Source organism: Rhizobium sp. J15 (assembly GCF_002531825.1).
Taxonomy (GTDB): domain Bacteria; phylum Pseudomonadota; class Alphaproteobacteria; order Rhizobiales; family Rhizobiaceae; genus Rhizobium.
Window position 1 is genome coordinate 1 of the sequence record NZ_NWSX01000071.1, and the last position, 20,800, is coordinate 20,800.

Annotated in this window: 23 protein-coding genes; 16 read left to right on the forward strand and 7 right to left on the reverse strand. The window is 63.4% G+C overall.

Going from position 1 to position 20,800, the window contains the following annotated elements:
* Window positions 1-69 precede the first annotated feature (69 nt).
* The 5 genes from CO670_RS31070 to CO670_RS31090 all read right to left on the reverse strand — a co-directional run bounded on the left by CO670_RS31070 (window position 70) and on the right by CO670_RS31090 (window position 4,030).
* The gene (locus tag CO670_RS31070; RefSeq protein ID WP_097593824.1) at window positions 70-831 is read right to left on the reverse strand and encodes an ABC transporter ATP-binding protein; all 762 of its coding nucleotides are present in this window, start codon (window positions 829-831) and stop codon (window positions 70-72) included.
* Complete coding sequence (locus CO670_RS31075) at window positions 828-1,868, reverse strand: iron ABC transporter permease (protein WP_097593825.1); 1,041 nt, start codon at window positions 1,866-1,868, stop codon at window positions 828-830. Before CO670_RS31075 ends, CO670_RS31070 begins: the two co-directional genes overlap by 4 nt.
* Entirely contained in the window at window positions 1,865-2,890 is a 1,026-nt protein-coding gene (locus CO670_RS31080) for an ABC transporter substrate-binding protein (RefSeq protein ID WP_097593827.1), read from the reverse strand. The genes CO670_RS31075 and CO670_RS31080 overlap by 4 nt, the downstream gene beginning before the upstream one ends.
* 265 nt (window positions 2,891-3,155) lie before the next feature.
* Entirely contained in the window at window positions 3,156-3,437 is a 282-nt protein-coding gene (locus CO670_RS31085; RefSeq protein WP_097593828.1) for a hypothetical protein, read from the reverse strand.
* A gap of 140 nt (window positions 3,438-3,577) precedes the next feature.
* Window positions 3,578-4,030 carry a hypothetical protein gene (locus CO670_RS31090; RefSeq protein WP_097593830.1) on the reverse strand — a complete coding sequence of 151 codons (453 nt, stop codon included), beginning with the start codon at window positions 4,028-4,030 and terminating at the stop codon, window positions 3,578-3,580.
* Between the two features lie 169 nt (window positions 4,031-4,199).
* Between CO670_RS31090 and CO670_RS31095 the strand changes: the two genes are divergently transcribed.
* From CO670_RS31095 to CO670_RS33185, 11 genes are all read left to right on the forward strand, one after another.
* Window positions 4,200-10,502: a HAMP domain-containing protein gene (locus tag CO670_RS31095; RefSeq protein WP_097593831.1), complete on the forward strand. Its 6,303-nt coding sequence runs from the start codon at window positions 4,200-4,202 to the stop codon at window positions 10,500-10,502.
* A 10-nt stretch (window positions 10,503-10,512) separates the two neighbouring features.
* Complete coding sequence (locus CO670_RS31100) at window positions 10,513-12,189, forward strand: response regulator (protein WP_097593832.1); 1,677 nt, start codon at window positions 10,513-10,515, stop codon at window positions 12,187-12,189.
* 112 nt (window positions 12,190-12,301) lie between these two features.
* Window positions 12,302-12,559, forward strand: a complete 258-nt coding sequence (locus CO670_RS31105; RefSeq protein ID WP_097593834.1) for a type II toxin-antitoxin system ParD family antitoxin — start codon at window positions 12,302-12,304, stop codon at window positions 12,557-12,559.
* Window positions 12,552-12,842 (forward strand): type II toxin-antitoxin system RelE/ParE family toxin, encoded by a 291-nt coding sequence (locus CO670_RS31110; protein ID WP_097593836.1) that lies wholly within the window; start codon window positions 12,552-12,554, stop codon window positions 12,840-12,842. The genes CO670_RS31105 and CO670_RS31110 overlap by 8 nt, the downstream gene beginning before the upstream one ends.
* Before the next feature lie 130 nt (window positions 12,843-12,972).
* Window positions 12,973-14,742 (forward strand): malto-oligosyltrehalose trehalohydrolase, encoded by a 1,770-nt coding sequence (treZ, locus tag CO670_RS31115; RefSeq protein WP_097593837.1) that lies wholly within the window; start codon window positions 12,973-12,975, stop codon window positions 14,740-14,742.
* Between the two features lie 23 nt (window positions 14,743-14,765).
* A complete protein-coding gene (malQ, locus tag CO670_RS31120; protein WP_097593839.1) occupies window positions 14,766-16,667 on the forward strand; it encodes a 4-alpha-glucanotransferase in 1,902 nt (633 codons plus the stop codon).
* 17 nt (window positions 16,668-16,684) lie between these two features.
* Window positions 16,685-16,900, forward strand: a complete 216-nt coding sequence (locus CO670_RS31125; protein WP_097593840.1) for a hypothetical protein — start codon at window positions 16,685-16,687, stop codon at window positions 16,898-16,900.
* Between the two features lie 82 nt (window positions 16,901-16,982).
* Entirely contained in the window at window positions 16,983-17,198 is a 216-nt protein-coding gene (locus CO670_RS31130) for a hypothetical protein (RefSeq protein ID WP_097593842.1), read from the forward strand.
* A gap of 34 nt (window positions 17,199-17,232) precedes the next feature.
* The gene (locus CO670_RS31135) at window positions 17,233-17,415 is read left to right on the forward strand and encodes a hypothetical protein (RefSeq protein WP_097593843.1); all 183 of its coding nucleotides are present in this window, start codon (window positions 17,233-17,235) and stop codon (window positions 17,413-17,415) included.
* A 9-nt stretch (window positions 17,416-17,424) separates the two neighbouring features.
* Window positions 17,425-17,613: a hypothetical protein gene (locus tag CO670_RS31140; RefSeq protein WP_097593845.1), complete on the forward strand. Its 189-nt coding sequence runs from the start codon at window positions 17,425-17,427 to the stop codon at window positions 17,611-17,613.
* 83 nt (window positions 17,614-17,696) lie between these two features.
* Window positions 17,697-17,858: a hypothetical protein gene (locus CO670_RS33185; protein WP_176539067.1), complete on the forward strand. Its 162-nt coding sequence runs from the start codon at window positions 17,697-17,699 to the stop codon at window positions 17,856-17,858.
* 105 nt (window positions 17,859-17,963) lie between these two features.
* On the opposite strand, the gene CO670_RS31145 is transcribed toward CO670_RS33185, so the two are convergent.
* Together CO670_RS31145 and CO670_RS31150 are read right to left on the reverse strand one after the other, a co-directional pair.
* Window positions 17,964-18,212, reverse strand: a complete 249-nt coding sequence (locus CO670_RS31145) for a hypothetical protein (RefSeq protein WP_141502450.1) — start codon at window positions 18,210-18,212, stop codon at window positions 17,964-17,966.
* Between the two features lie 134 nt (window positions 18,213-18,346).
* Window positions 18,347-18,607 carry a DUF982 domain-containing protein gene (locus CO670_RS31150; protein WP_097593855.1) on the reverse strand — a complete coding sequence of 87 codons (261 nt, stop codon included), beginning with the start codon at window positions 18,605-18,607 and terminating at the stop codon, window positions 18,347-18,349.
* 258 nt (window positions 18,608-18,865) lie between these two features.
* Here CO670_RS31150 and CO670_RS31155 point away from each other — a divergent pair, with 258 nt between their 5' ends.
* From CO670_RS31155 to CO670_RS31175, 5 genes are all read left to right on the forward strand, one after another.
* Complete coding sequence (locus CO670_RS31155; protein ID WP_097593848.1) at window positions 18,866-19,150, forward strand: hypothetical protein; 285 nt, start codon at window positions 18,866-18,868, stop codon at window positions 19,148-19,150.
* Window positions 19,151-19,178: 28 nt separating this feature from the next.
* Window positions 19,179-19,586: a hypothetical protein gene (locus CO670_RS31160; RefSeq protein ID WP_097593850.1), complete on the forward strand. Its 408-nt coding sequence runs from the start codon at window positions 19,179-19,181 to the stop codon at window positions 19,584-19,586.
* 66 nt (window positions 19,587-19,652) lie between these two features.
* Window positions 19,653-19,901: a hypothetical protein gene (locus tag CO670_RS31165; protein WP_097593852.1), complete on the forward strand. Its 249-nt coding sequence runs from the start codon at window positions 19,653-19,655 to the stop codon at window positions 19,899-19,901.
* 271 nt (window positions 19,902-20,172) lie between these two features.
* Complete coding sequence (locus tag CO670_RS31170) at window positions 20,173-20,403, forward strand: hypothetical protein (RefSeq protein ID WP_097593857.1); 231 nt, start codon at window positions 20,173-20,175, stop codon at window positions 20,401-20,403.
* Between the two features lie 104 nt (window positions 20,404-20,507).
* The gene (locus CO670_RS31175; protein ID WP_097593854.1) at window positions 20,508-20,768 is read left to right on the forward strand and encodes a hypothetical protein; all 261 of its coding nucleotides are present in this window, start codon (window positions 20,508-20,510) and stop codon (window positions 20,766-20,768) included.
* The last annotated feature ends 32 nt before the right edge of the window (window positions 20,769-20,800 follow it).

The window sequence follows — 20,800 nt, forward strand, 5'->3', positions numbered from 1 at the left end:
CTCTTTAATTTAGAACAGGATTCAGATTTTAGGCCAATCGGGCCTAAAATCATCCTGTTCTAGCCGTTCTCACTTGAGATAGTGGATGTGCGGGCGCGAATGATAGGGCGAGGCTTCGACGCGCGCCTCGATCGAGAAGACCTCGCGCAGGAGTTTTTCGCTCAGCACGTCCTCAGGCGCGCCGGAGGCGACGATCCTGCCCTGCTGCATGATAACAAGCGCGTCGCAGAACATGGCGGCGTGGTTGAGATCGTGCAGGGCGACGATGCTGGTGATCGGCAGGCCGGAGACGAGCCGCATCAGGCCGATCTGGTGCTGGATGTCGAGATGGTTCGTGGGTTCGTCGAGGATCAGCTCCTGCGGCGACTGGGCGAGCGCCCTGGCGATGTGGGTGCGCTGCTTTTCGCCGCCCGACAGGCTCTGCCAGCGATCGTCGCGCTTCTCCGCCATGCCGGCGCGGACAAGTGCGGCTTCGACTGCCTCTTCGTCCGCCCTCGTCCAGCCCGAGAACATGGAGCGATGCGGAAACCTTCCGAGCTTGACGACGTCGACGACCTTCAGATTGGCGTTGGTCGTGGCGTGCTGCTCGACGAAGGCGATGCGCCGGGCGATCGAGCGGCGGCTGATCTTGCCGATATCGTTGCGGTCGAGCGTGACGCGGCCGGAATGCGGCCGCTTGAGGCCGGCGAGAAGCCTGAGCAGCGAGGTCTTGCCGGAGCCGTTCGGCCCGAGCAGGCCAAGCATCCGGCCGGGCTGGGCCTCCATGGAAACGCCGTCCAGAATGGTCTTCCTTCCAATTTTCCAGGTGAGGTTGTCGGCCTTGATGCTCATGACGCGCGCTGGAACCGGTAGAGGATGATCGAGAAGAAGGGAACGCCGACCAGCGCCGTGACGACGCCGATCGGCAGGATCTGGCCGGGAATGAGGGCGCGCGCGGCGATGTCGGCGAGCACCATGAAGATGGCGCCCGCGATGGCGCAGGCCGGCAGGAGGCGGATATGGAGCGGCCCGACGACGAAGCGGGCGACATGCGGCACGACGAGGCCGACGAAGCCGATCGAGCCGACCATGCTGACGATCGTCGCCGTCATCATGGCGGTGAGCGCGAAGAGGGCCATGCGGGCGCGGGCGACATTGACGCCGAGCGAGGATGCCGCCTCGTCGCCGAAAGCGAAGGCATCGAGCACGCGGGCATAGAGCAGACAGGCGGCAAGGCCGAAGCCGACGACGACCGAGACCAGCGCGAATTCCGGCCAGCGCACGCCGCTGAAGCTGCCGAGCAGCCAGAACATGACGTCGCGGGCCTGCTGCGCATTGGCCGAGGTGGTGACGATATAGGAGGTCGACGCATTGAAGAGCTGCGATGCGGCCACACCGGCAAGAATGGTGCGGTCGGCGCCGCCGCGCGTGCTGTTCGAAAGCAGCGCCACGAAGAAGAAGGCGGCGAAGGCGCCGGCAAAGGCGCCTGCCGACAGCGACACCGCGCCAGCGCCGAGGCCGAGGATGACGATCGCGACCGCGCCGGTGGAGGCCCCGGCGGAGATGCCGAGCACATAGGGTTCGGCAAGCGGATTGCGCAGCAGCGACTGCATGATGGCGCCCGACAGCGCCAGCCCCGCGCCGCAGAAGGCGGCGACGAGCGCCCGGCTCAGGCGATAATCCCAGATGACCGTCTCGTGGATGCGGTTGAGCTCGACGGCGGTCCAGCCCAGCCGGTTGGTGACGGCCGAAAACGTGGTTGCGAGCGGAATCGGCAGGTCGCCGATCCCGACGCTGACGCCGATGGCGACAGCGATGAGGCAGAGGGAAGCCAGGAGCAGCGCGGTGAGTGCTCCCAGCTGCCGAAAGAGACGTCCCGCCTCGGTCACTTCAGCAGACCGAGGGCCTTCAGCTGCTCGGCCACCTGTTCGGCGCCGTAGATCGTGCGGATGGTCGGGTTCATGGCCTGGCCGTCCATGACGACGAGCGCCTTGTTCTTGACGGCCGGGGTCTGGCTGACGGCAGGATCGGTGTTCAGGAACTTGATCTTGGCCTCGGGCTTGTCGAGTTCCCAGCGGTTGCGGTCGAGGCTGGCGACGACGATGACGTCGGGATTGGCGGCGATGATGCCTTCCCAACCGACGGTCGGCCATTCCGCGTCGGCTGATATCGCATTGTGGCCGCCGAGCAGGTCGGCAATGAAGCCGGAAGCGCTGTTCTTGCCGCCGACATAGGCATCGGCCGACGGGCTGGGGCTGGAGAACCAGAAGACGTAGGACAGGTTCTGGCCGTCCTTGGCAACGCTTCCGCGCAGCTTGGCTTCACGCGCCTTGAAATCGGCGATCAGCGCCTGGCCGCGATCGGCGACGTCGAAGATCTGAGAGAGTTCGTCGATCTCCTTGTAGAGAAGATCCATGTTCCACAGCTCGCCGCGGCTGCCATACTGGTCCTTGACGTCCTTGGTGCTGAGGCAGGTGCTGGGCGAGAGATAGGTTGAAACGCCGACCTTGTCGAAATCCTCGCGCTTGGCGACCTTGCTGTTCGGGCCGACGAGGCTCGGAAGCGCGGCCGCCACGAAATCCGGGTTTTCGGCGAGCATCGATTCGAAAGTCGGCATCTCGACGGTGAGAAGCTTGACCTTGGCATTGGCCTCGGCGAGCTGCGGCAGAACCTTGCTCGGCCAGAAGGCGGTGCCGACCATCTTGTCCTGGAGGCCGAGCAGCAGCAGGATTTCCGCGCTGTTCTGGCCGAGGCCGATCGCCCGCTCGGGCGCCTTCTTGAAGGTCACCTCGGCGCCGCAGTTCTCCAGCGTCAGAGGGTAGGCCGTCGGGCCGGCGAAAGACGGCGTTGCGGCAAGACCGATCAGGGCGGAGAGGCCGCAGGCGGCCAGAAGTGATTTGAAGCTGGTCACGTAAAAATCCCGGTGCGTGAGTGTCTGCGGCCGCCCTATAGCCACAGGAACCGCCGGGAAACAAGACCAAATGAATCAACTTATCGCAAAAATCGACAGCCTTGAACATCGCTGCCGGATGGCCTGCTACCGGAGCGCGTCTCAAGCCCTGCCTCCTGGGATGGCCGTGGAACAGAAGAACGGCGGGTCCCCATCCCGCCGTGGCGGACGCGGAGCGAACCCGGCCGGACATCGACGATCTCGAGAGAAAAGCCTTCGAAGATGCTCAGCTGAGCTTTCCCACGAGCTTGGCATAGTCCGAAAACGTCGCCCCTTCGCCTTTCCGGCCCGCTTCGCCGGCAAGCTGCAGCACACGGATCGGAAAGAGGATCGCCGCCCGGTTGGCGCCGGACAGTTCATGGTCGTCATCCTCCTCGATTGCCTTTTGCGCTTTGGCGAGCGCGGCAGTGATTTCCTCGCGGGTGAGCAATTCCTTCTCGGCGATCGCGTCGCAAATCGAGGCCATCGCCATGATCAGGCCCTTGAGCTGCAGATTGGCCGTATTCATGAGAACTCCCAGGTAAAGAAAGGGTGCATGGAACAGGATGATTATAGGCCGTGTCGGCCCAAAATCTGAATCCTGTTCTAATTTAAATAGTTAGAGCATGATGTTCGTCCGAAAACCGCTTACACTTTCGGCGTCATGCTCTAGTCCGGCTCGACCGGCCGGATCGTACCGACCGACACCGTGCCGTCGAGGATGCCGCGCTTGATGTTGCGCCTGTTCCGGTCGATCTCGATCACGGTGTAGAGCTTGTCGTCACGGAAGGCGCTGGCATTTGCCGTCGTGACGTCCTCGGCGGGTGCCGCGTCCACTTCCATGAAATCGAGTTCGCGTGCGGCGGCGGCGATCCTGGCATCGCCCGGCGTCCGGGCGGCCACCACGACGGTGCCGTGGTTCGGGGCATTATCCCATCTCGGATCGTCGGGCTTGGCGATCGGCTCGAGCCGGTAGATGTTGAGCATCTCGCCGCCGGCTTCCGGCGCCGCCTCCGCAGCGGCATCCTGCATCTGCGCCTGGCTCTCGACCGATCGCCCGAAGGTGGTTGCGCTGGTCGCGTTGTTGATCTCGTCCTTGCCTGTCCGTGAGACGTTCGACATGTCGCTCTCCCTTGTCAGGACGGAAACGACGGCCGGCCGGAAACTGTTCCCGCGCAGGCCAAGTTTGGCCGTTGACGTTAGGTTAGGCCTATCACTGCAACCCTGCGGCACACCCATACCCTTTTTCCAGCCGAGCACTAATTACCTTCGTTCGAACAGGGGGGATTCCGTGAGCACGCAAACCAGTGAGATTTCACGCGACGAGGCTGCGGCCGAGAGCCTCAACGGGCACGACCACAAAACCATGGCCTTTGACGATGCCAGCGCCCTTCTGGAGGTGCTGGTTGCCGTCAGGCGTGGCGACTTTTCCGTGCGCATGCGCTCCGATCTGACCGGCGTCACCGGCAAGGTCGCCGATGCGCTGAACGACATCATCGCCGCCAATCAGCGCATGGCCCAGCAGCTCGAACATGTCGGCCAGGTGGTCGGCCGTGACGGGCGCACGAGCACGCGCGTGCGCTTCGGCCTGTCCGACGGTTCCTGGTCGGAGATGGAGGGATCGATCAACGGCCTGATCGACGACCTCCTCTGGCCGACGACGGCTGTCACCCGCACGATCACCGCGGTCGCCAAGGGCGACCTGCTGCAGACCGTGCCGCTCGATGTCGACGGGCGGGCGCTGAAGGGGGAATTCCTGCGCTCGGCCGATATCGTCAACACGATGATCAAGCAGCTGAGCGTCTTCACCTCGGAAGTGACGCGCGTCGCCCGCGAAGTCGGCACCGACGGCAAGCTCGGCGGCCAGGCGCAGGTGCCCGAGGTGACGGGTGTGTGGAAGGACCTGACCGAAAGCGTCAACTCGATGGCGTCGAACCTGACGGCGCAGGTGCGCAACATCGCTGAAGTGACGATCGCGGTCGCCAACGGCGACCTTTCCAAGAAGATCACCGTCGACGTGCGCGGCGAAATCCTGCAACTGAAAGAAGCGATCAACACCATGGTCGACCAGCTGCGCTCCTTCGCTTCGGAAGTGACGCGCGTGGCCCGCGAGGTCGGCACCGAAGGCAAGCTCGGCGGCCAGGCCCTGGTGCCCGGCGTCGCCGGCACCTGGAAGGACCTGACCGATAGCGTCAACGCCATGTGCGGCAACCTGACGGCGCAGGTCCGCAACATCGCCCAGGTGACGACGGCGGTCGCCCGCGGCGACCTCTCGCGCAAGATCACCGTCGACGTCTCCGGCGAAATCCTGGAGCTGAAGGAAACCATCAATACGATGGTGGATCAGCTGAACGGCTTTGCCGGCGAAGTGACGCGCGTGGCCCGCGAAGTCGGCACCGAGGGCCGGCTCGGCGGCCAGGCGCAGGTGCCCGGTGTTGCCGGCACCTGGAAGGACCTGACCGACAACGTCAATTCCATGGCCTCGAACCTGACGGCGCAGGTGCGCAACATCGCCGAGGTCTCGACGGCGATTGCCAATGGCGACCTGTCGAAGAAGATCACCGTCACGGTGTCGGGCGAAATTCTGGAACTCAAGGAAACCATCAACACGATGGTCGACCAGCTGAACGCCTTCGCATCCGAAGTGACGCGTGTGGCCCGCGAAGTCGGTACCGAAGGCCGGCTCGGCGGCCAGGCCAACGTGCGCGGCGTGGCCGGCACTTGGAAGGACCTGACCGAAAACGTCAACTCGATGGGCGGCAACCTGACGGCGCAGGTGCGCAACATCGCCGAGGTCTCGACGGCGATCGCCAATGGCGACCTGTCGAAGAAGATCACCGTCGACGTGAAGGGCGAAATCCTGGAACTGAAGGAAACCATCAATACGATGGTCGACCAGCTGAACGCCTTCGCCTCGGAAGTGACACGCGTCGCCCGCGAAGTCGGCACGGAGGGCCGGCTCGGCGGCCAGGCGAACGTGCGCGGCGTGGCCGGCACCTGGAAGGATCTGACCGACAGCGTCAATTCCATGGCCTCCAACCTGACCGGCCAGGTGCGCAACATCGCCGAAGTCGCGACCGCCGTCGCTCAGGGCGACCTTTCCAAGAAGATCACCGTGCCGGTTTCGGGGGAAATCCTCGAATTGAAGGAGACCATCAACACGATGGTCGACCAGCTGAACGGCTTCGCCGGCGAAGTGACGCGCGTCGCCCGCGAAGTCGGCACCGAAGGGCGTCTCGGCGGCCAGGCGAACGTGCTCGGCGTCGCCGGCACCTGGAAGGATCTGACCGACAGCGTCAACTCCATGGCCGGCAACCTGACGGCGCAGGTGCGCAATATCGCCGAAGTCTCGACCGCCATCGCCAATGGCGACCTCTCGAAGAAGATCACGGTGTCGGTCTCCGGCGAAATCCTTGAGCTCAAGGAAACGCTGAACACCATGGTGGACCAGCTGAACCGCTTCGCCTCGGAAGTGACGCGCGTCGCCCGCGAAGTCGGCACCGAAGGCAAGCTCGGCGGCCAGGCGCAGGTGCCGGGTGTTGCCGGCACCTGGAAGGACCTGACCGAAAACGTCAACTCCATGGCCTCCAACCTCACCGGCCAGGTGCGCAACATCGCCGAAGTGACGACCGCCGTGGCGCGCGGCGACCTCTCGCGCAAGATCACCGTCGACGTGAAGGGCGAAATCCTCGAACTCAAGAACACCATCAATACGATGGTGGATCAGCTGAACGCTTTTGCCGGTGAAGTGACGCGCGTTGCCCGCGAAGTCGGCACCGAAGGCAAGCTCGGTGGTCAGGCGCAGGTCTCCGGTGTGGCCGGCACCTGGAAGGACCTGACGGACAGCGTCAATTCCATGGCCGGCAACCTGACGGCGCAGGTGCGCAACATCGCCGAGGTGGCGACCGCCATCGCCAATGGCGACCTGTCGCGCAAAATCACGGTGGACGTGCGCGGCGAAATCCTGCTGCTGAAGGACACTTTGAATACCATGGTCGACCAGCTTCGCTCCTTCGCCGGCGAAGTGACGCGTGTGGCCCGCGAAGTCGGCACCGATGGCCGGCTCGGCGGCCAGGCCGTCGTTCCGGGCGTCGCCGGCACCTGGAAGGACCTGACCGACAACGTCAACCTGCTCGCTGCAAACCTGACGACCCAGGTGCGCAACATCGCCGAAGTGACCACCGCCGTGGCGCGCGGCGACCTCTCGCGCAAGATCACCGTCGACGTGAAGGGCGAAATCCTCGAACTGAAGAACACCATCAATACGATGGTGGATCAGCTGAACGCCTTTGCCGGTGAAGTGACGCGTGTGGCGCGCGAGGTCGGCACCGAAGGCAAGCTCGGCGGCCAGGCGCAGGTGCCTGGAGTCGCCGGCACCTGGAAGGACCTGACCGACACGGTCAACGTCATGGCCGCCAACCTGACCGAACAGGTACGCGGCATCGTCAAGGTGGTGACGGCGGTCGCGAACGGCGATCTCAAGCAGAACCTCACCGTCGCCTCTAAGGGCGAGGTGGCGGCCCTCGCCGAAACCATCAACAACATGACCAACACGCTCGCGACCTTCGCCGATCAGGTGACCACCGTTGCCCGCGAAGTGGGCGTCGAAGGCCGTCTCGGCGGCCAGGCGAACGTGCCGGGTACGGCGGGAACGTGGAAGGATCTGACCGGCAACGTCAACCTTCTGGCTGCCAACCTGACGACGCAGGTACGCGCCATCGCCGAGGTGGCGACCGCCGTCACCAAGGGCGACCTGACGCGCTCGATCAAGGTCGATGCGCGCGGCGAAGTGGCCGAGCTTAAGGACAACATCAACACGATGATCGACAACCTGCGCCTGACGACGGAGCGCAACACCGAGCAGGACTGGCTGAAGACGAACCTCGCACGCTTCACCAACATGCTGCAGGGCCAGCGCGACCTGACGCTGGTCGGCAAGATGCTGCTCTCGGAACTGGCGCCGCTGGTCGGCGCGCATCAGGGCGTGATCTACCAGGTCGATGCCGACGAGAGCCAGCCGTTCCTGTCGCTGCTGTCGGTCTACGCGCAAGGCGTCGAGGCGGCGCATCCGCCGCGGCTCGATTTCGGCCAGGGCCTCGTCGGCCAATGCGCGAGCGACGCACGCCGCATCCTCGTCACCGACCTTCCCGACAATGTCGTGCCGATCAGCTCCGGCGTGTTCACGACGCTGCCCAGAAGTGCGATCGTGCTGCCGGTGCATTTCGAGGGCCAGGTCAAGGCGGTGATCGAACTTGCTTCGGCCGGCGAATTCACCGAGCTGCAGCTCTCCTTCCTCGACCAGCTGACGACATCGATCGGCATCGTGCTGAACTCGATCGAAGCGACCATGCAGACCGAAGGCCTGCTCAAACAATCCCAGCAGCTCGCCGCCGAGCTGCAGACGCAGCAGCGCGAGCTGCAGCAGACCAACGAACAGCTCGGTCAGAAGGCGCAGCAGCTGGAAGAGCGCAACGTCGAAGTCGAGGCGAAGAACCAGGAGATCGAGCAGGCAAGACGCGCGCTCGAGGAAAAGGCGACCGAGCTGGCGCTGACATCGAAATACAAGTCGGAATTCCTCGCCAACATGTCGCACGAGCTGCGCACGCCGTTGAATTCCATCCTCATCCTCGGTCAGCAGCTCGGAGAAAACCCGGACGGCAACCTCTCGGTAAAGCAGGTCGAGTTCGCCAAGACGATCCATGGCGCCGGCACCGATCTGCTCAACCTCATCAGCGACATCCTCGACCTCTCGAAGATCGAATCCGGCACGGTCTCGGTCGATGCCGAAGAGATCTTCGTCAGCAACCTGCTCGAAGTCATGGCGCGCCCCTTCCGCCACGAGGCCGAAAACCGCAGTCTCTCCTTCGCGGTCGAGGTCGGCGCCGATGTGACGAAGAGCATCATCACGGATTCCAAGCGGCTGCAGCAGATCCTCAAGAACCTGCTGTCGAATGCCTTCAAGTTCACCGCGCAGGGCGGCGTCACGCTGCGCGTCGCATCGGTGACGAGCGGCTGGTCGCCGGATCATCCCTCGCTGCGGCATGCCCCTTCGGTGATCGCCTTCGAAGTCGTCGACACAGGCATCGGCATACCGCCCGAGAAGCAGCGCATCATCTTCGAGGCGTTCCAGCAGGCGGATGCCTCGACCAGCCGCAAATATGGCGGCACCGGTCTCGGTCTTGCGATCAGCCGCGAACTGGCGAACCTGCTCGGCGGCGAGATCCAGCTGCGCAGCACACCGGGCGTCGGCAGCACCTTCGTGCTCTACCTGCCGCTCACCTATGTCGGCGCCGGCGCGGTGGCACTGAAGCCCGTGGCGCCGCCGGCGAATGTCGTGGAATTCGCCGAAGCGGCCGCGATCCGCCGCGCCGAAAAGCCCGCCGAACATGTCTCGGACGACCGTCACCGGATAGAGGCGGGCGACTCCGTGCTGCTCGTCGTCGAGGACGATGCGCATTACGCCCGCGTCCTCGTCGATCTCGCCCGCGACAACGGCTTCAAGGTGCTGGTCGCCATGCGCGGCAGCGATGCGCTCGTTCTTGCGCAGGACTACAAGCCGTCGGCAATTTCACTCGATATCTTCCTGCCCGACATGCTCGGCTGGACGGTGCTGAGCCAGCTGAAACAGAACCCGCAGACGCGGCACATCCCCGTCCAGATTATCAGCCTCGACGAGGACCGCCAGCATGGGCTCACTCGTGGCGCCTTCGCCTTCATGAGCAAGCCGACGACGCCGGAAGGGCTCGGCAAGGCGCTGTCGCGGCTGAAGGCCTATGCCGAGCCGCGCCGTAAGCAACTGCTGCTGGTGGAGGATAACGAGGCCGAGCGCATGAGCGTCACTGCCCTTCTCGGGCACGACGATATCGACATAACAAGCGTCGGATCCGGATCGGAGGCGCTTGCCGTTCTCCGGCAGGGCTCCGCCGATTGCGTCGTGCTCGATCTCACGCTGCCCGACATGTCCGGCTTCGAGGTGCTGGAGCAGATCCGCGACGACGACGGGATCGCCGAGGTGCCTGTCGTCGTCTTCACCGGCCGCGAGCTTTCGCCGGAGGAAGACGCAACGCTGCACAGCATGGCGCGAAGCGTCGTGGTGAAGGGCGTGGAGTCGCCCGAACGCCTGCTCGACGAGACGGCGCTGTTCCTGCACCGGGTCGTCGCCGACCTGCCGGCCGCCAAGCAGGCGACGCTGCAGGAGCTGCACAGCTCGGACGAGGACCTCGTCGGCGAGACCGTGCTGCTGGTCGATGACGACGCCCGCAACATCTTCGCGCTGAGCAGCGTTCTCGAACGCCGCGGCATGAAGGTGCTGACCGCGACGACCGGCAGCGAGGCGATCGACGTCATCAACACCGAGCCCTCCGTCGCCATCGTGCTGATGGATATCATGATGCCGGGGATGGACGGCTACGAGACGATGCAGGTCATCCGCTCGGAGCCGCGTTTCCGGCGGCTGCCGATCCTGGCGCTGACGGCCAAGGCGATGAAGGGCGACCGCGAGAAATGCCTGGAGGCGGGCGCCTCGGATTACCTGGCAAAGCCCGTCAATACCGAGCAGCTCCTGTCGGCGCTTCGAATGTGGCTGCATCGCTGAGGGCCCGGCCATGAACCCCGTCAACATCCTCCTCGTCGACGACCAGCCGGCCAAGCTTCTGAGCTACGAGGTCATCCTCGAAGAACTCGAGGAAAACCTCATCAAGGCGCAGTCGGCCCGCGAAGCCTTCGAGCACCTGCTGCGCACCGAGATCGCCGTCATCCTCGTCGATGTCTGCATGCCCGAACAGGACGGTTTCGAACTGGTCGGCATGATCCGGCAGCACCCGCGCTATCAGAACACGCCGATCATCTTCGTCTCCGCCGTCATGCTGGCCGAACCCGACCGGCTGCGCGGCTATGCGGTCGGCGCCGTCGATTACGTCTCCGTCCCGATCGTGCCCGAGGTGCTGCGCGCCAAGGTCAGGGTCTTTGCCGATCTTTACCGGAAGACGCGCGAGCTCGAACGCCTGAATGCCGATCTGGAGGCGAGGGTGCTTCAGCGTACCGCCGAGCTCGAATCCTCGGCCTCGCAACTGCGTCAGCTCAACGAGGAGCTCGAGCACCGCATCGATCAGCGGACGCGCGAGCGCGAGGAGGCGCTGGCGCAGCTCTTCGAAGCGCAGAAGCTCGACACGATCGGCCATCTCACCGGCGGCGTCGCGCACGACTTCAACAATCTGCTGATGGCGGTCCTCGGCAGCCTTAGCCTCTTGAAGAAGCGGCTTCCCGCCGACGAGCGGGCCGAAAGACTGGTGACGAACGCGATCCAGGCCGCCGAGCGCGGCACGGCGCTGACCCAGCGCCTGCTTGCCTTCGCGCGCCGCCAGGAACTCAAGCCGCAGGCGGTCGATTTCCTCCGGCTGTTCGAAAATATCGAGGATCTTCTCGCCAAGGCGGTGGGGCCGCGCATCGAGATCTGCAAGCGCATCCCCTCGGATCTGCCGCCGCTGCTGATCGACAGCAATCAGCTGGAACTGGCGCTGCTCAATCTCTTCGTCAATGCGCGGGATGCGCTGGAAAACGGCGGCGCCGTCACCGTTGCCGCGGCCGAGGCGGACGAGCCGCCCTTGCCCGGTCTGACGATCGGCAACTACATCAGGATATCGGTATCCGACGACGGCGAAGGCATGGACGAGGCGACCGTCTCGCGCGCCGCCGAACCGTTTTTCACCACCAAGGGCGTCGGCAAGGGCACCGGTCTCGGCCTGTCAATGGTTCATGGGCTGGCGGCGCAATCCGGCGGTTCGCTCCAGATAGCAAGCACACAGGGCAAGGGCACGACCGTTTCCCTGTGGCTGCCTGTCGCCGAGGCCTTCGCCAGAGCGCAGCCTGTCGCCGAGCCTGCGGTGGCAGAACCGCTGAAACCGGTGTCGAGAGCCCTTTCCATTCTGGTCGTCGATGACGACGCGCTTGTCCGGACGGGAACCGTGGCGATGCTGGAAGATCTCGGCCACCTGCCGCGGGAAGCCTCTTCCGCGTCCGAGGCCCTGGAATTCCTCGCCGACGGCAAGGATTGCGATCTCGTCATCACCGACCATGCCATGCCGGGCATGACCGGCGCCGAGCTTGCGCGCCATCTTCGCTCGTCCTCTCCGGGCCTGCCCGTCATCCTCGCCTCGGGCTATGCCGAGCTATCCGAGGACAATGGGCTCGGCCGGATGCTCAGGATGACGAAGCCCTTCACCCAGGAACAGCTTCAGGCAGCGATGGACCAGGCGCTTTCGGGCAAGGTCGCGGCGGCTTGAAGATCGAATTGCCACAATCGCAGGTTCGGTTCCTGCCCGATGCGGTTGCCGACGGTTTTATTTGTTGCGCTTAGCAAAAGCTGATAACATCTGCTTGATGAAAGGTGTTGCCATGCCGTCCAGCTATAATATCGGCCCCCGGTACGAAGGCTTTGTCCGTGAGCTTGTTGAAAGCGGGCGCTACGCCAGTGCCAGCGAGGTCATGCGCGATAGTCTCCGCCTGCTGGAGCAGCGCGAACAATTCCGAGCGCTTGAGCTGGAAAATCTGAAGCGGGAATATGCCGAGGGCAAAGCCAGCGGCGAACCCCAAGAAGTCGATCCGGCAGAGTTCCTGCGAAAGCTGAAAGCAGAACGCGCAGCTCGTGGCTAAATACAAATTATCTCCGCGTGCCCAGCGCCAGATGCGCGATATCTGGCTTAATATTGCCGTCCACAATGAGCCAGCAGCGGACAGGCTGCTGCAAAAGCTTTTCGATAAGTTCGATCTGGTTGCCGCCCACCCGGAAATTGGGCCTCCTCGTCCGGAGATCAGCCCCGCCGCCCGCCTGATTATCGAGGGGCGATACATCGCCGTCTATGAGCCCACCGACTACGGCGCGGAAATCATCGTCGTCATCCATGGGATGCGCGAGCCATCGACCTGGCTTGATTGACGTAACTTCTTCTGAGGCGGTGAATAGAGCCATCCAGCGATGGCGACGTTTCGCAGCGCGCGTGCGGACGAAACCTTTTGCTCCTCCAAAAGTTACCCAAATCCCATCCCGTTTCATCAAAGGCTCTTCCTTGACCCAAACGACGTTCGGACCTGATTTCACCGAAGAGGGCATTCTGTTTCGCCTCTGGGCGCCGTTGCATGAAAGCGTGTCGTTGAAGATAGAAGGTGCTGACCCGCGCCCGATGTATGCGGAAGAGGACGGCTGGCATCGCTGCACGGTTTCGGACGCCCATGCCGGTACCCGCTACCGCTTTGTCCTGCCGGACGGCCTCGAAATTCCCGATCCGGCCTCGCGGTTCCAGCCTGAGGATGTGCATGGGCCGAGCGAAGTGATCGACCTTTCCGCCTATCGCTGGAAGGCGAACGGGTGGACCGGCCGGCCATGGGAGGAGATGGTCCTCTACGAGCTTCATATCGGCTGCTTTACGCCGGAGGGCACTTTCAGGGGCGCGATCGAGCGGCTCGACCATCTCCGGGAATTGGGCGTTACCGCTTTGCAGATCATGCCGCTCAGCGATTTCCCCGGCCGTTACAGCTGGGGTTATGACGGCGTGCTGCCCTATGCCCCCGACAGCAGCTACGGTCGGCCGGAAGATTTCATGGCGCTGGTGGATGCGGCGCATGAGCGCGGCATCAGTGTTTTTCTCGACGTCGTCTACAATCACTTCGGGCCGGACGGGAACTACATCCCTTCCTACGCCCCGCTCTTTACCGATCAGCACAAGACGCCCTGGGGCAAGGGCATCAACTACGACGGCGATGGATCGGAGATGATCCGCGAATTCGTCATCGAGAACGTCATCTATTGGCTCACCGAGTTCAGGCTCGACGGATTTCGCTTCGACGCCGTCCACGCCATTAGGGATGACAGCGACGAGCATCTTCTCCACGCGCTTGCGCGGCGCGTCAGGGCCGCGGCCGGCGGCCGGCACGTACACCTGATCGTCGAAAACGAGGAGAATGACAGCGATCTCCTCACGCGCGGCGAAGAAGGCGAGGCGCGGCTCTTCACCGCGCAGTGGAACGACGACGTGCACCATGTGCTGCACATCGCCGCCACCGGCGAGACCTTCGGCTATTATGCCGACTATGCCGGTGACGGGGGAAAGCTCGGCCGGGCGCTGGCGGAAGGTTTCGTGTTTCAGGGCGAACACATGCCCTATCGCGGCGGAAGCCGGGGCAGGCCGAGCAGTCATCTGCCGCCGACCGCCTTCGTGTCCTTCATCCAGAACCATGACCAGATCGGCAACCGTGCGCTGGGCGACCGCGTGATGGCCTTCAGCCCGGTCGACGCCGTCAAGGCGGTCACTGCAATCCATCTGCTGTCGCCCGAAATACCGATGCTGTTCATGGGCGAGGAGTGGGGTGCGCGGGAGCCCTTTCCATTTTTCTGCGATTTCGACGAGGAGTTGAACGAGAAGGTCAGGAAAGGCCGGCGTGAAGAACTGTCGCGCCTGCCAGGCTTCGATGCCGAGGACCTTCTCGACCCGACGGCGCCGTCGACCTTCGCGGCCGGCAAGCTCGACTGGTCGAAACGCGCGTCCTCCGAGGTGCTCGATTTCTACCGGAAGCTTCTCGACCTCCGGCGCCGGAGGATCATCCCCTTGCTGAAAGGCGTCGGCGCCGGCAGTGCGGCCTACCGTTCGGCGGGAACCGCCGTGGCGGTGGATTGGACGCTTGCCGGCAACAGGCGCCTGCATCTGCGCGCCAACCTCGGCAATGAGGCGGCGCTGCTCGGCATCGAGGATGATGGCGGCGAGACGATCTTCCGTCTCGGCCGCAGCGACGACGGCGAACTCGCGCCCTGGACGGTGATCTGGAGTATCAGCGAGGCGTGAAGCTGACATGAGGCGATTGGAGCATGAGATCAGCAGAGATCGATAGGCTTGCCCGCCGGCATGGCATCAGCCCGACCAGGCCAAGCCCCGACAATCGCGAGGTGGCGATCTCCAGCGAGGCCAAGCGCAAGATACTCTCTGCCTTGAAGATCGATCTGTCCGCAGCCGCCGGTCCAGAGGCGGACGCCTCCCGGCCGGAGCCGACGGAGAAGAAGATCCCGACATCATTTCTGCCGGATTTTCTGGCCGGCACGCGAATATGGGGTATAGCTCTGCAGCTCTATGAACTTCGGTCGGCGCGCAATTGGGGGATCGGAGATTTCGAGGATCTTGCCGCTATGGCGGATCTCGCGGGATCGCTCGGGGCGGATTTCATCGGTCTCAACCCGCTTCATGCGCCGCTGCTTGCCGATTCCGAGCGTTGCAGCCCCTACGAGCCTTCGAACCGCCAGCACCTGAACCCGCTCTACATCGCCGTCGACCGCGTGCCGGGTTTTGCCGGCAATGCCGAACTCGAAGAGCAATTGCAGAGACTTCGCCGGACGGATCTGGTCGATTACGCCGGCGTCGCAAGAACGAAACTTCAAGCCCTGCGTGCGCTCTGGCCGGTCTGGCAGGTGCAAGCCAAACCGGACAGGAACTATCGTCCCGCTGATTTCGCGGGCTTCGCGGAGCAGGGCGGCGAGAGCCTGCGACGGCACGCGCTTTTCGACTGCCTGTCGCTTTCCATGGTCGGGCGCGGCGCAGGCGCCGGCTGGCAGACATGGCCGGCCGATTTTCAGCGTTTCGACAGCGCTGCCGTCGCCGCCTTCGAGCGCGAACACGCCGACGGCATCCGCTTCCACATGTGGCTGCAATGGCTCGCCCACCGGCAGCTGCTGCGGGCGGCGGAGCGGGCGAAGAAGGCCGGCTTGCGGCTCGGCCTCTATCTCGACCTTGCCGTCGGCGAAGCTATCGACGGTTCGGCGACATGGAGCGAGCCCGAGGTCTATCTTTCCGAGGCCACCATCGGCAGTCCGCCCGATCCCTTCGCCGTGGACGGACAGGACTGGCACCTCGCCGGCTTCCTGCCTTCCACGATCGCCGCGGGAGACATGTCGCCCTACCGGCGCATGGTGAGTGCTGCCATGCGTTATGCCGGGGCGATCCGCATCGACCATGCTCCGGCGATCCGGCGTCTCTTCCTGGTGCCGCTCGGCAGCCGGCCGGAAGACGGCGCCTATGTCAGCTATCCCCAGCATCGACTGCTGCAGATCCTCGCCGAGGCCTCCGCCGAACATAGATGCCTCGTCATCGGCGAGGCGCTCGGAATGATCCCGCAAGACCTGCCGGACGATCTGGAGACGGCTCACATTCTTTCCTATCGCATCCTCTCCTATGAACAGGACGAAAAGGGCTTCAAGCCCGCAGACGCCTATCCCCCTCTCGCTTTGGCCTGTATCTCGACGCATGACCACCAGACCCTTGCCGGCTGGTGGCGCGGCGCCGACATCGACGACCGGCGCGGCCACGGCATCGTGCCGCCGGATCTCACCGCCAAACATCTCGAACACCGCAGACGCGAGCGCAGGCATCTGAAAGCGGTGCTCAAGGCCGCCGGGCTCGACGTGCCGGCGAGGCTCACCGCAAGGGCAAGCCGGGAGACGCTGCGAAAACTCACAGTCAGCGCCTATCGCTTCATCGCCAGAACCCCCTCGCTGCTCGTGGCCGTCCGCCTCGCCGATCTCACCGACGAGAAGAGGCCGACCAATATTCCGGGAACCAGCGACAGTTATCCGAACTGGAAGCCGAAGCTGTCGGTTTCGCTCGAGGAGATGAGATCGAGCCCGCTCATCGAGCGCGTCGCGGAGGCGATGCGGGAAGAAAGGCCGCAAAATCGAGCAGGGAGGGAACGAATGGACGGCCGGCGGATTCTGAATAGGTAAGGATAAGGATCGCCGAGATGAAATCGAAGAAGAAGCTGGTCGAAGTTGCCGTGGATACGGAGGAGGGACGGGTGCCGCTCGGCATCATGAACGCCAAGCAGGCGCTTGCGCTTCCCGACGATCTCGATCTGGAAGTGTCGCACCCCGATCATGAGCCGGGCAGCACCGATCATTTCATCCAGAAGAAAGAGTTGCGCCGGCACCTGGAGAAATCACGGGAGCGCTCAGGCTAGCCTCCGCTGTGGCGGATTTGCCGTCGGGGCGGAACCTCCGTTGATCTGGATTGTTTGACTCGACAAACCGAAGGAGAAAATCATGGCACATGCCGACCGGAAACATATGGGCGCTGGCGCGAAGGGGAAAGGCGACGGCAGCGGCGCGATGACCAATCTCGACGAGGAGCAGCTTCCGGAGAATATTGTCCTTTCGAACCGGGACAAGACGCAGCATTCCAAGGAGCGCGGCCTCGACGGCAAGGCGGTCCAGACCGAGCAATATTCCGATCACAGCTCCAATCGAAATCCCAAATGAAGAGGCAAATGAGGAGCCCAATAAGGAGAAGGTGATGAGCAGCAGGTTACCCCCCGTTCCAGCCGACAATGTCAGCCACAAGGGTGCAGGCAAGCCGGCGAAGACCAAGGCAGAGGATGCCGCCATGGCAGGCGGCAATGAAAGCCCCGACAAGAAGGGCCAGCAGGGAAACACCAAGATCAACACCACCCACCAGGGTTACCAGCAGGACAGGTAGGAGGCATCGATGTCCACTTCGAAAAAGAGCCCGTCGACCATCCGCCAGGGCGGGCCGGGCGCATCGCATGAAAACGCAAAGGCGCCGCTCGAAATACCAAAGCTGCCAGCCGAGCCGGACAGGCGCACGCGAAGCAAGATTTCCGGCGGCGGCGGCGAGCATGATCGCCATCACAGCCATGATGCGCGAGAGAAGTGAGGGGCAGACAAAGCGGCGGAACCTGATCGGCAGAAAGCGTCAGGTCCGTCGCGTCACATGACCAACATGATGGAACACAGACCATGACGACCGCATTCATTCTCCTTGCACTCGCTCTCATCGTTATCTTCGCCGGCCCGACCCTGCTCTACATCTGCGTCGGCTATGCCGACTATATGCTGGAGCGGCGCAGGCACTTGCTGGCAGTCAAGCACGCCGTCAGGCGGCGCAGCGACGAGCTTTAGGCCGGCGAAGGACGGGCAGATCACATTCATGCGTGGGATGCCGACGTCCTCGGCTGCCACAGTTGGCCAGTCGTTTTCGTTGGCGCAAGAAATCTGAAAGACCAGTTAGTGGATCGACTGTGAGGTCGGTGCGTTGATCTTGAGCAGATCCGGAACGGGAAACATTTCGAGCAGCCCGGCCGTCAGATCCTCGACATCCGTTCTGCCATCGTTGAAGAGCTGAATGGCCGCGCTGCAGAGGATGTGGCTGTCATGTTCGCCCACCTTGATGCCGAAATGGCGATACCAGCTCATCACCGCCAGCGAAAGGCACCGGAAATCCCGTGGCTGTATCGGCCTGTAGAAAATCGTCATCAACGCCACCATCATTGCCTGTGAATTCGATCGGCTCTTCACATCCACGATAGCCGACACTTCCTTTGACGCCAGATGGCTCGCGGCCTCAGTGCGATTGCGCACAAACCAGGCTTGAGCGCCATGCCCGTTGTTCAGGCCAGAACACCGGCGGCGATGGCGGCCTGGATGAAACGCTGGCGGGCCAATTCCGCGCTCCCGCGTCTGCGAAGCGCATCGACGCAACGCCGCTTCGCTTCGACGTAGCCGCCGCCCCGCACGGTTGCCCAGCTGTTGTTGAGCGCGTCTAGCGCCGCATCGGGGCCTTCTATGCGCTGACGCTGGCTCTCGACGGTGCGAATGAACACCGGATATCGCCACACCAGGTGGAAATCGACCTCGATGATGTCAGCCATGACGCGATCCGCGGCGGTCTCGATCGGCATGCTCCCGGTTTCGGAAATTGCGGTGCTGGGCCGGCAGGCTTCCTCCGAAGAGCAGCCAGCGGCGCGATGCTTCGTGGTTCATGTGGCTTCTCCTTTGCTGCCGAACTGCGCCCCGGCCCGCTTGTTCCGGCCAGGAAGCCGGGTCTCGCTTGCCGTAGCCGAATTCCGGAACAAATATCCCTCGCAGCTTGTTATTTTATCCGGAAGCGGCCGAAACTGGAGGGTTTGATGAAGCGGAGCATGGGACTGGTCCTCGCCGTTGCGCTGGCAGGCTGCACGGTCAGCACGGGCAGCTATTCGTCCGCGGGTCTGGAACCGATCCCGGGCAGCATCACCTATAACGGCCAGCCGCGCACGAAGTTGACCAAATCGCCGGTGGGCTCTTCCTTTCCGCACAGCTTCACCGATCAATGGGGACGGCAGGTCGAGGAGATCTATATCATCCGGCCCGACCGCACCTTGCTGATCGCCGAACGTCATTACCGGCCGGTCTTCTCGCTCGACGACGATTAAGTCCGCCCCATAAGAAGGAGAGACGATCATGCCGCGCCGCAAAAGCACTGAAACGACGACCCTCGACATCAAGGGAGCCAAGATCGGCGAGCCGGTGCCGAAAGCCATCATCGACACGAAGACTGCCTCCGTCGGCGTCCCCCGGCAGCCCGATTATGATCCGCGGGAAGATCTGAGCGCCTTGCGAAAGCAGATCGACGCGCTTCAGCAGCAGGTCCTCGATCTCGCCCGCTCGGCCAAGGGCGGCGCCGGAAAAGCCGTGCGTCAGACCGAAGCGGCGGTGAAGCTTTATCCGGTCACGACGGTTCTGCTCGTCGCGGCCGCCGCCGGCGCGCTCGTCCTTGCCGGCCGCAGCGCCTCCGCGCCGCGTCACCGCTCTTATTCCCCGCTGGACGAGCTCCGGGATCTTTACCACGCGCTTCGCGAGCGCGTCTGATAAGATTTCAGGATTGTCATCCTCCCGATTATATCAGACGCTTCATCATCAAAGCGGGGGGAAGCCATGCACGACATCATCATACGAAGCGGCCTCGATATCGTTGGGCGAACGGAGCGCATGATCGAGACGGCCAAGCAGCTATTATACAACGGCAGCCTCGACGAGGTCGAACTCTGCGAACTCGATTACGAGATCGAACGGCTGAAGGCTGTGGTCTTCGCAGCGGACGAAGCCATTCGCACGCTCGCGCGCACGGCGGAATGCCGGCCGCAGGCCGGCTGGCCCCATGGGCCGCACGGTACATTGCATTAAGGGCCTTGCTGCCTTCGCAGCCGGCGCTTCATGAGCCAGGTCCGGGCGGGCTTTCACGCCCCGATCTGCATGTCACGCTGATGTCACGCGACGATAGCAACAATATGTGCTTCATAGGCACCATAGGCTGGGGCCGGGGGGCCTTCGGCCCGATTGCGGGAGCGCCGTTCCTGCAGTTGATCGGTCAAGTGGTTGAAGACGGTCGAGTGGGGCACGCTGCTGGGTATGTGCTGTCCTCGACGCCGGGTCATTGTTTCGCTGGGGCATCGCGATGAGCATGAAGACATCAGGGCAGGAATCTCAGCCCAACGAATTCATCTTTCCCGTTCACACCCGGACAATCGCGCAGATTCGCTACGATGTTCACAGCCAGCTGATGACGGTGATCTATCACGACGGCCGCACGCGCACGACAGCCGGCATACAGGGCCCGGCGATGCTGAGGCTTATCGCCCAGCAGCCGCTGGAACGCTCTCCTTTCCTGCTGCAGACGGTCATCTGACGCGTCTGGACCGGCCTTTCGAATATTAAATAGTCAGAGACGGTGCATCCATTTCGGGCGCGCCGCGTTCATCCATGACAGCCAGATCCATGGAGGGAACGCCGATGACTTTTCCATCGCCGAAAGCCGAAGCGCCCGCGCAACGCTTCCAAGAGGCGACCGCTGCTGCGCGAACCGCATTGGAACAACTGGTCGCGCAAGCCAATGAAGCCGGATGGGGAACCGAGGAAATTTCGGTGGCGCTCCTCGAAGCGGCGCGGTTCTTGAACGAGGCCAACAGAAAAGATCCCGATCCGGCCGACGATCCAGCCATCAGCGATACGCCTGCAAAGGAGCAGATCGGGCATGGCGAACTCTACGATTAGAGCGTCGGGCGATTAATTTGCAGCGCATCCGG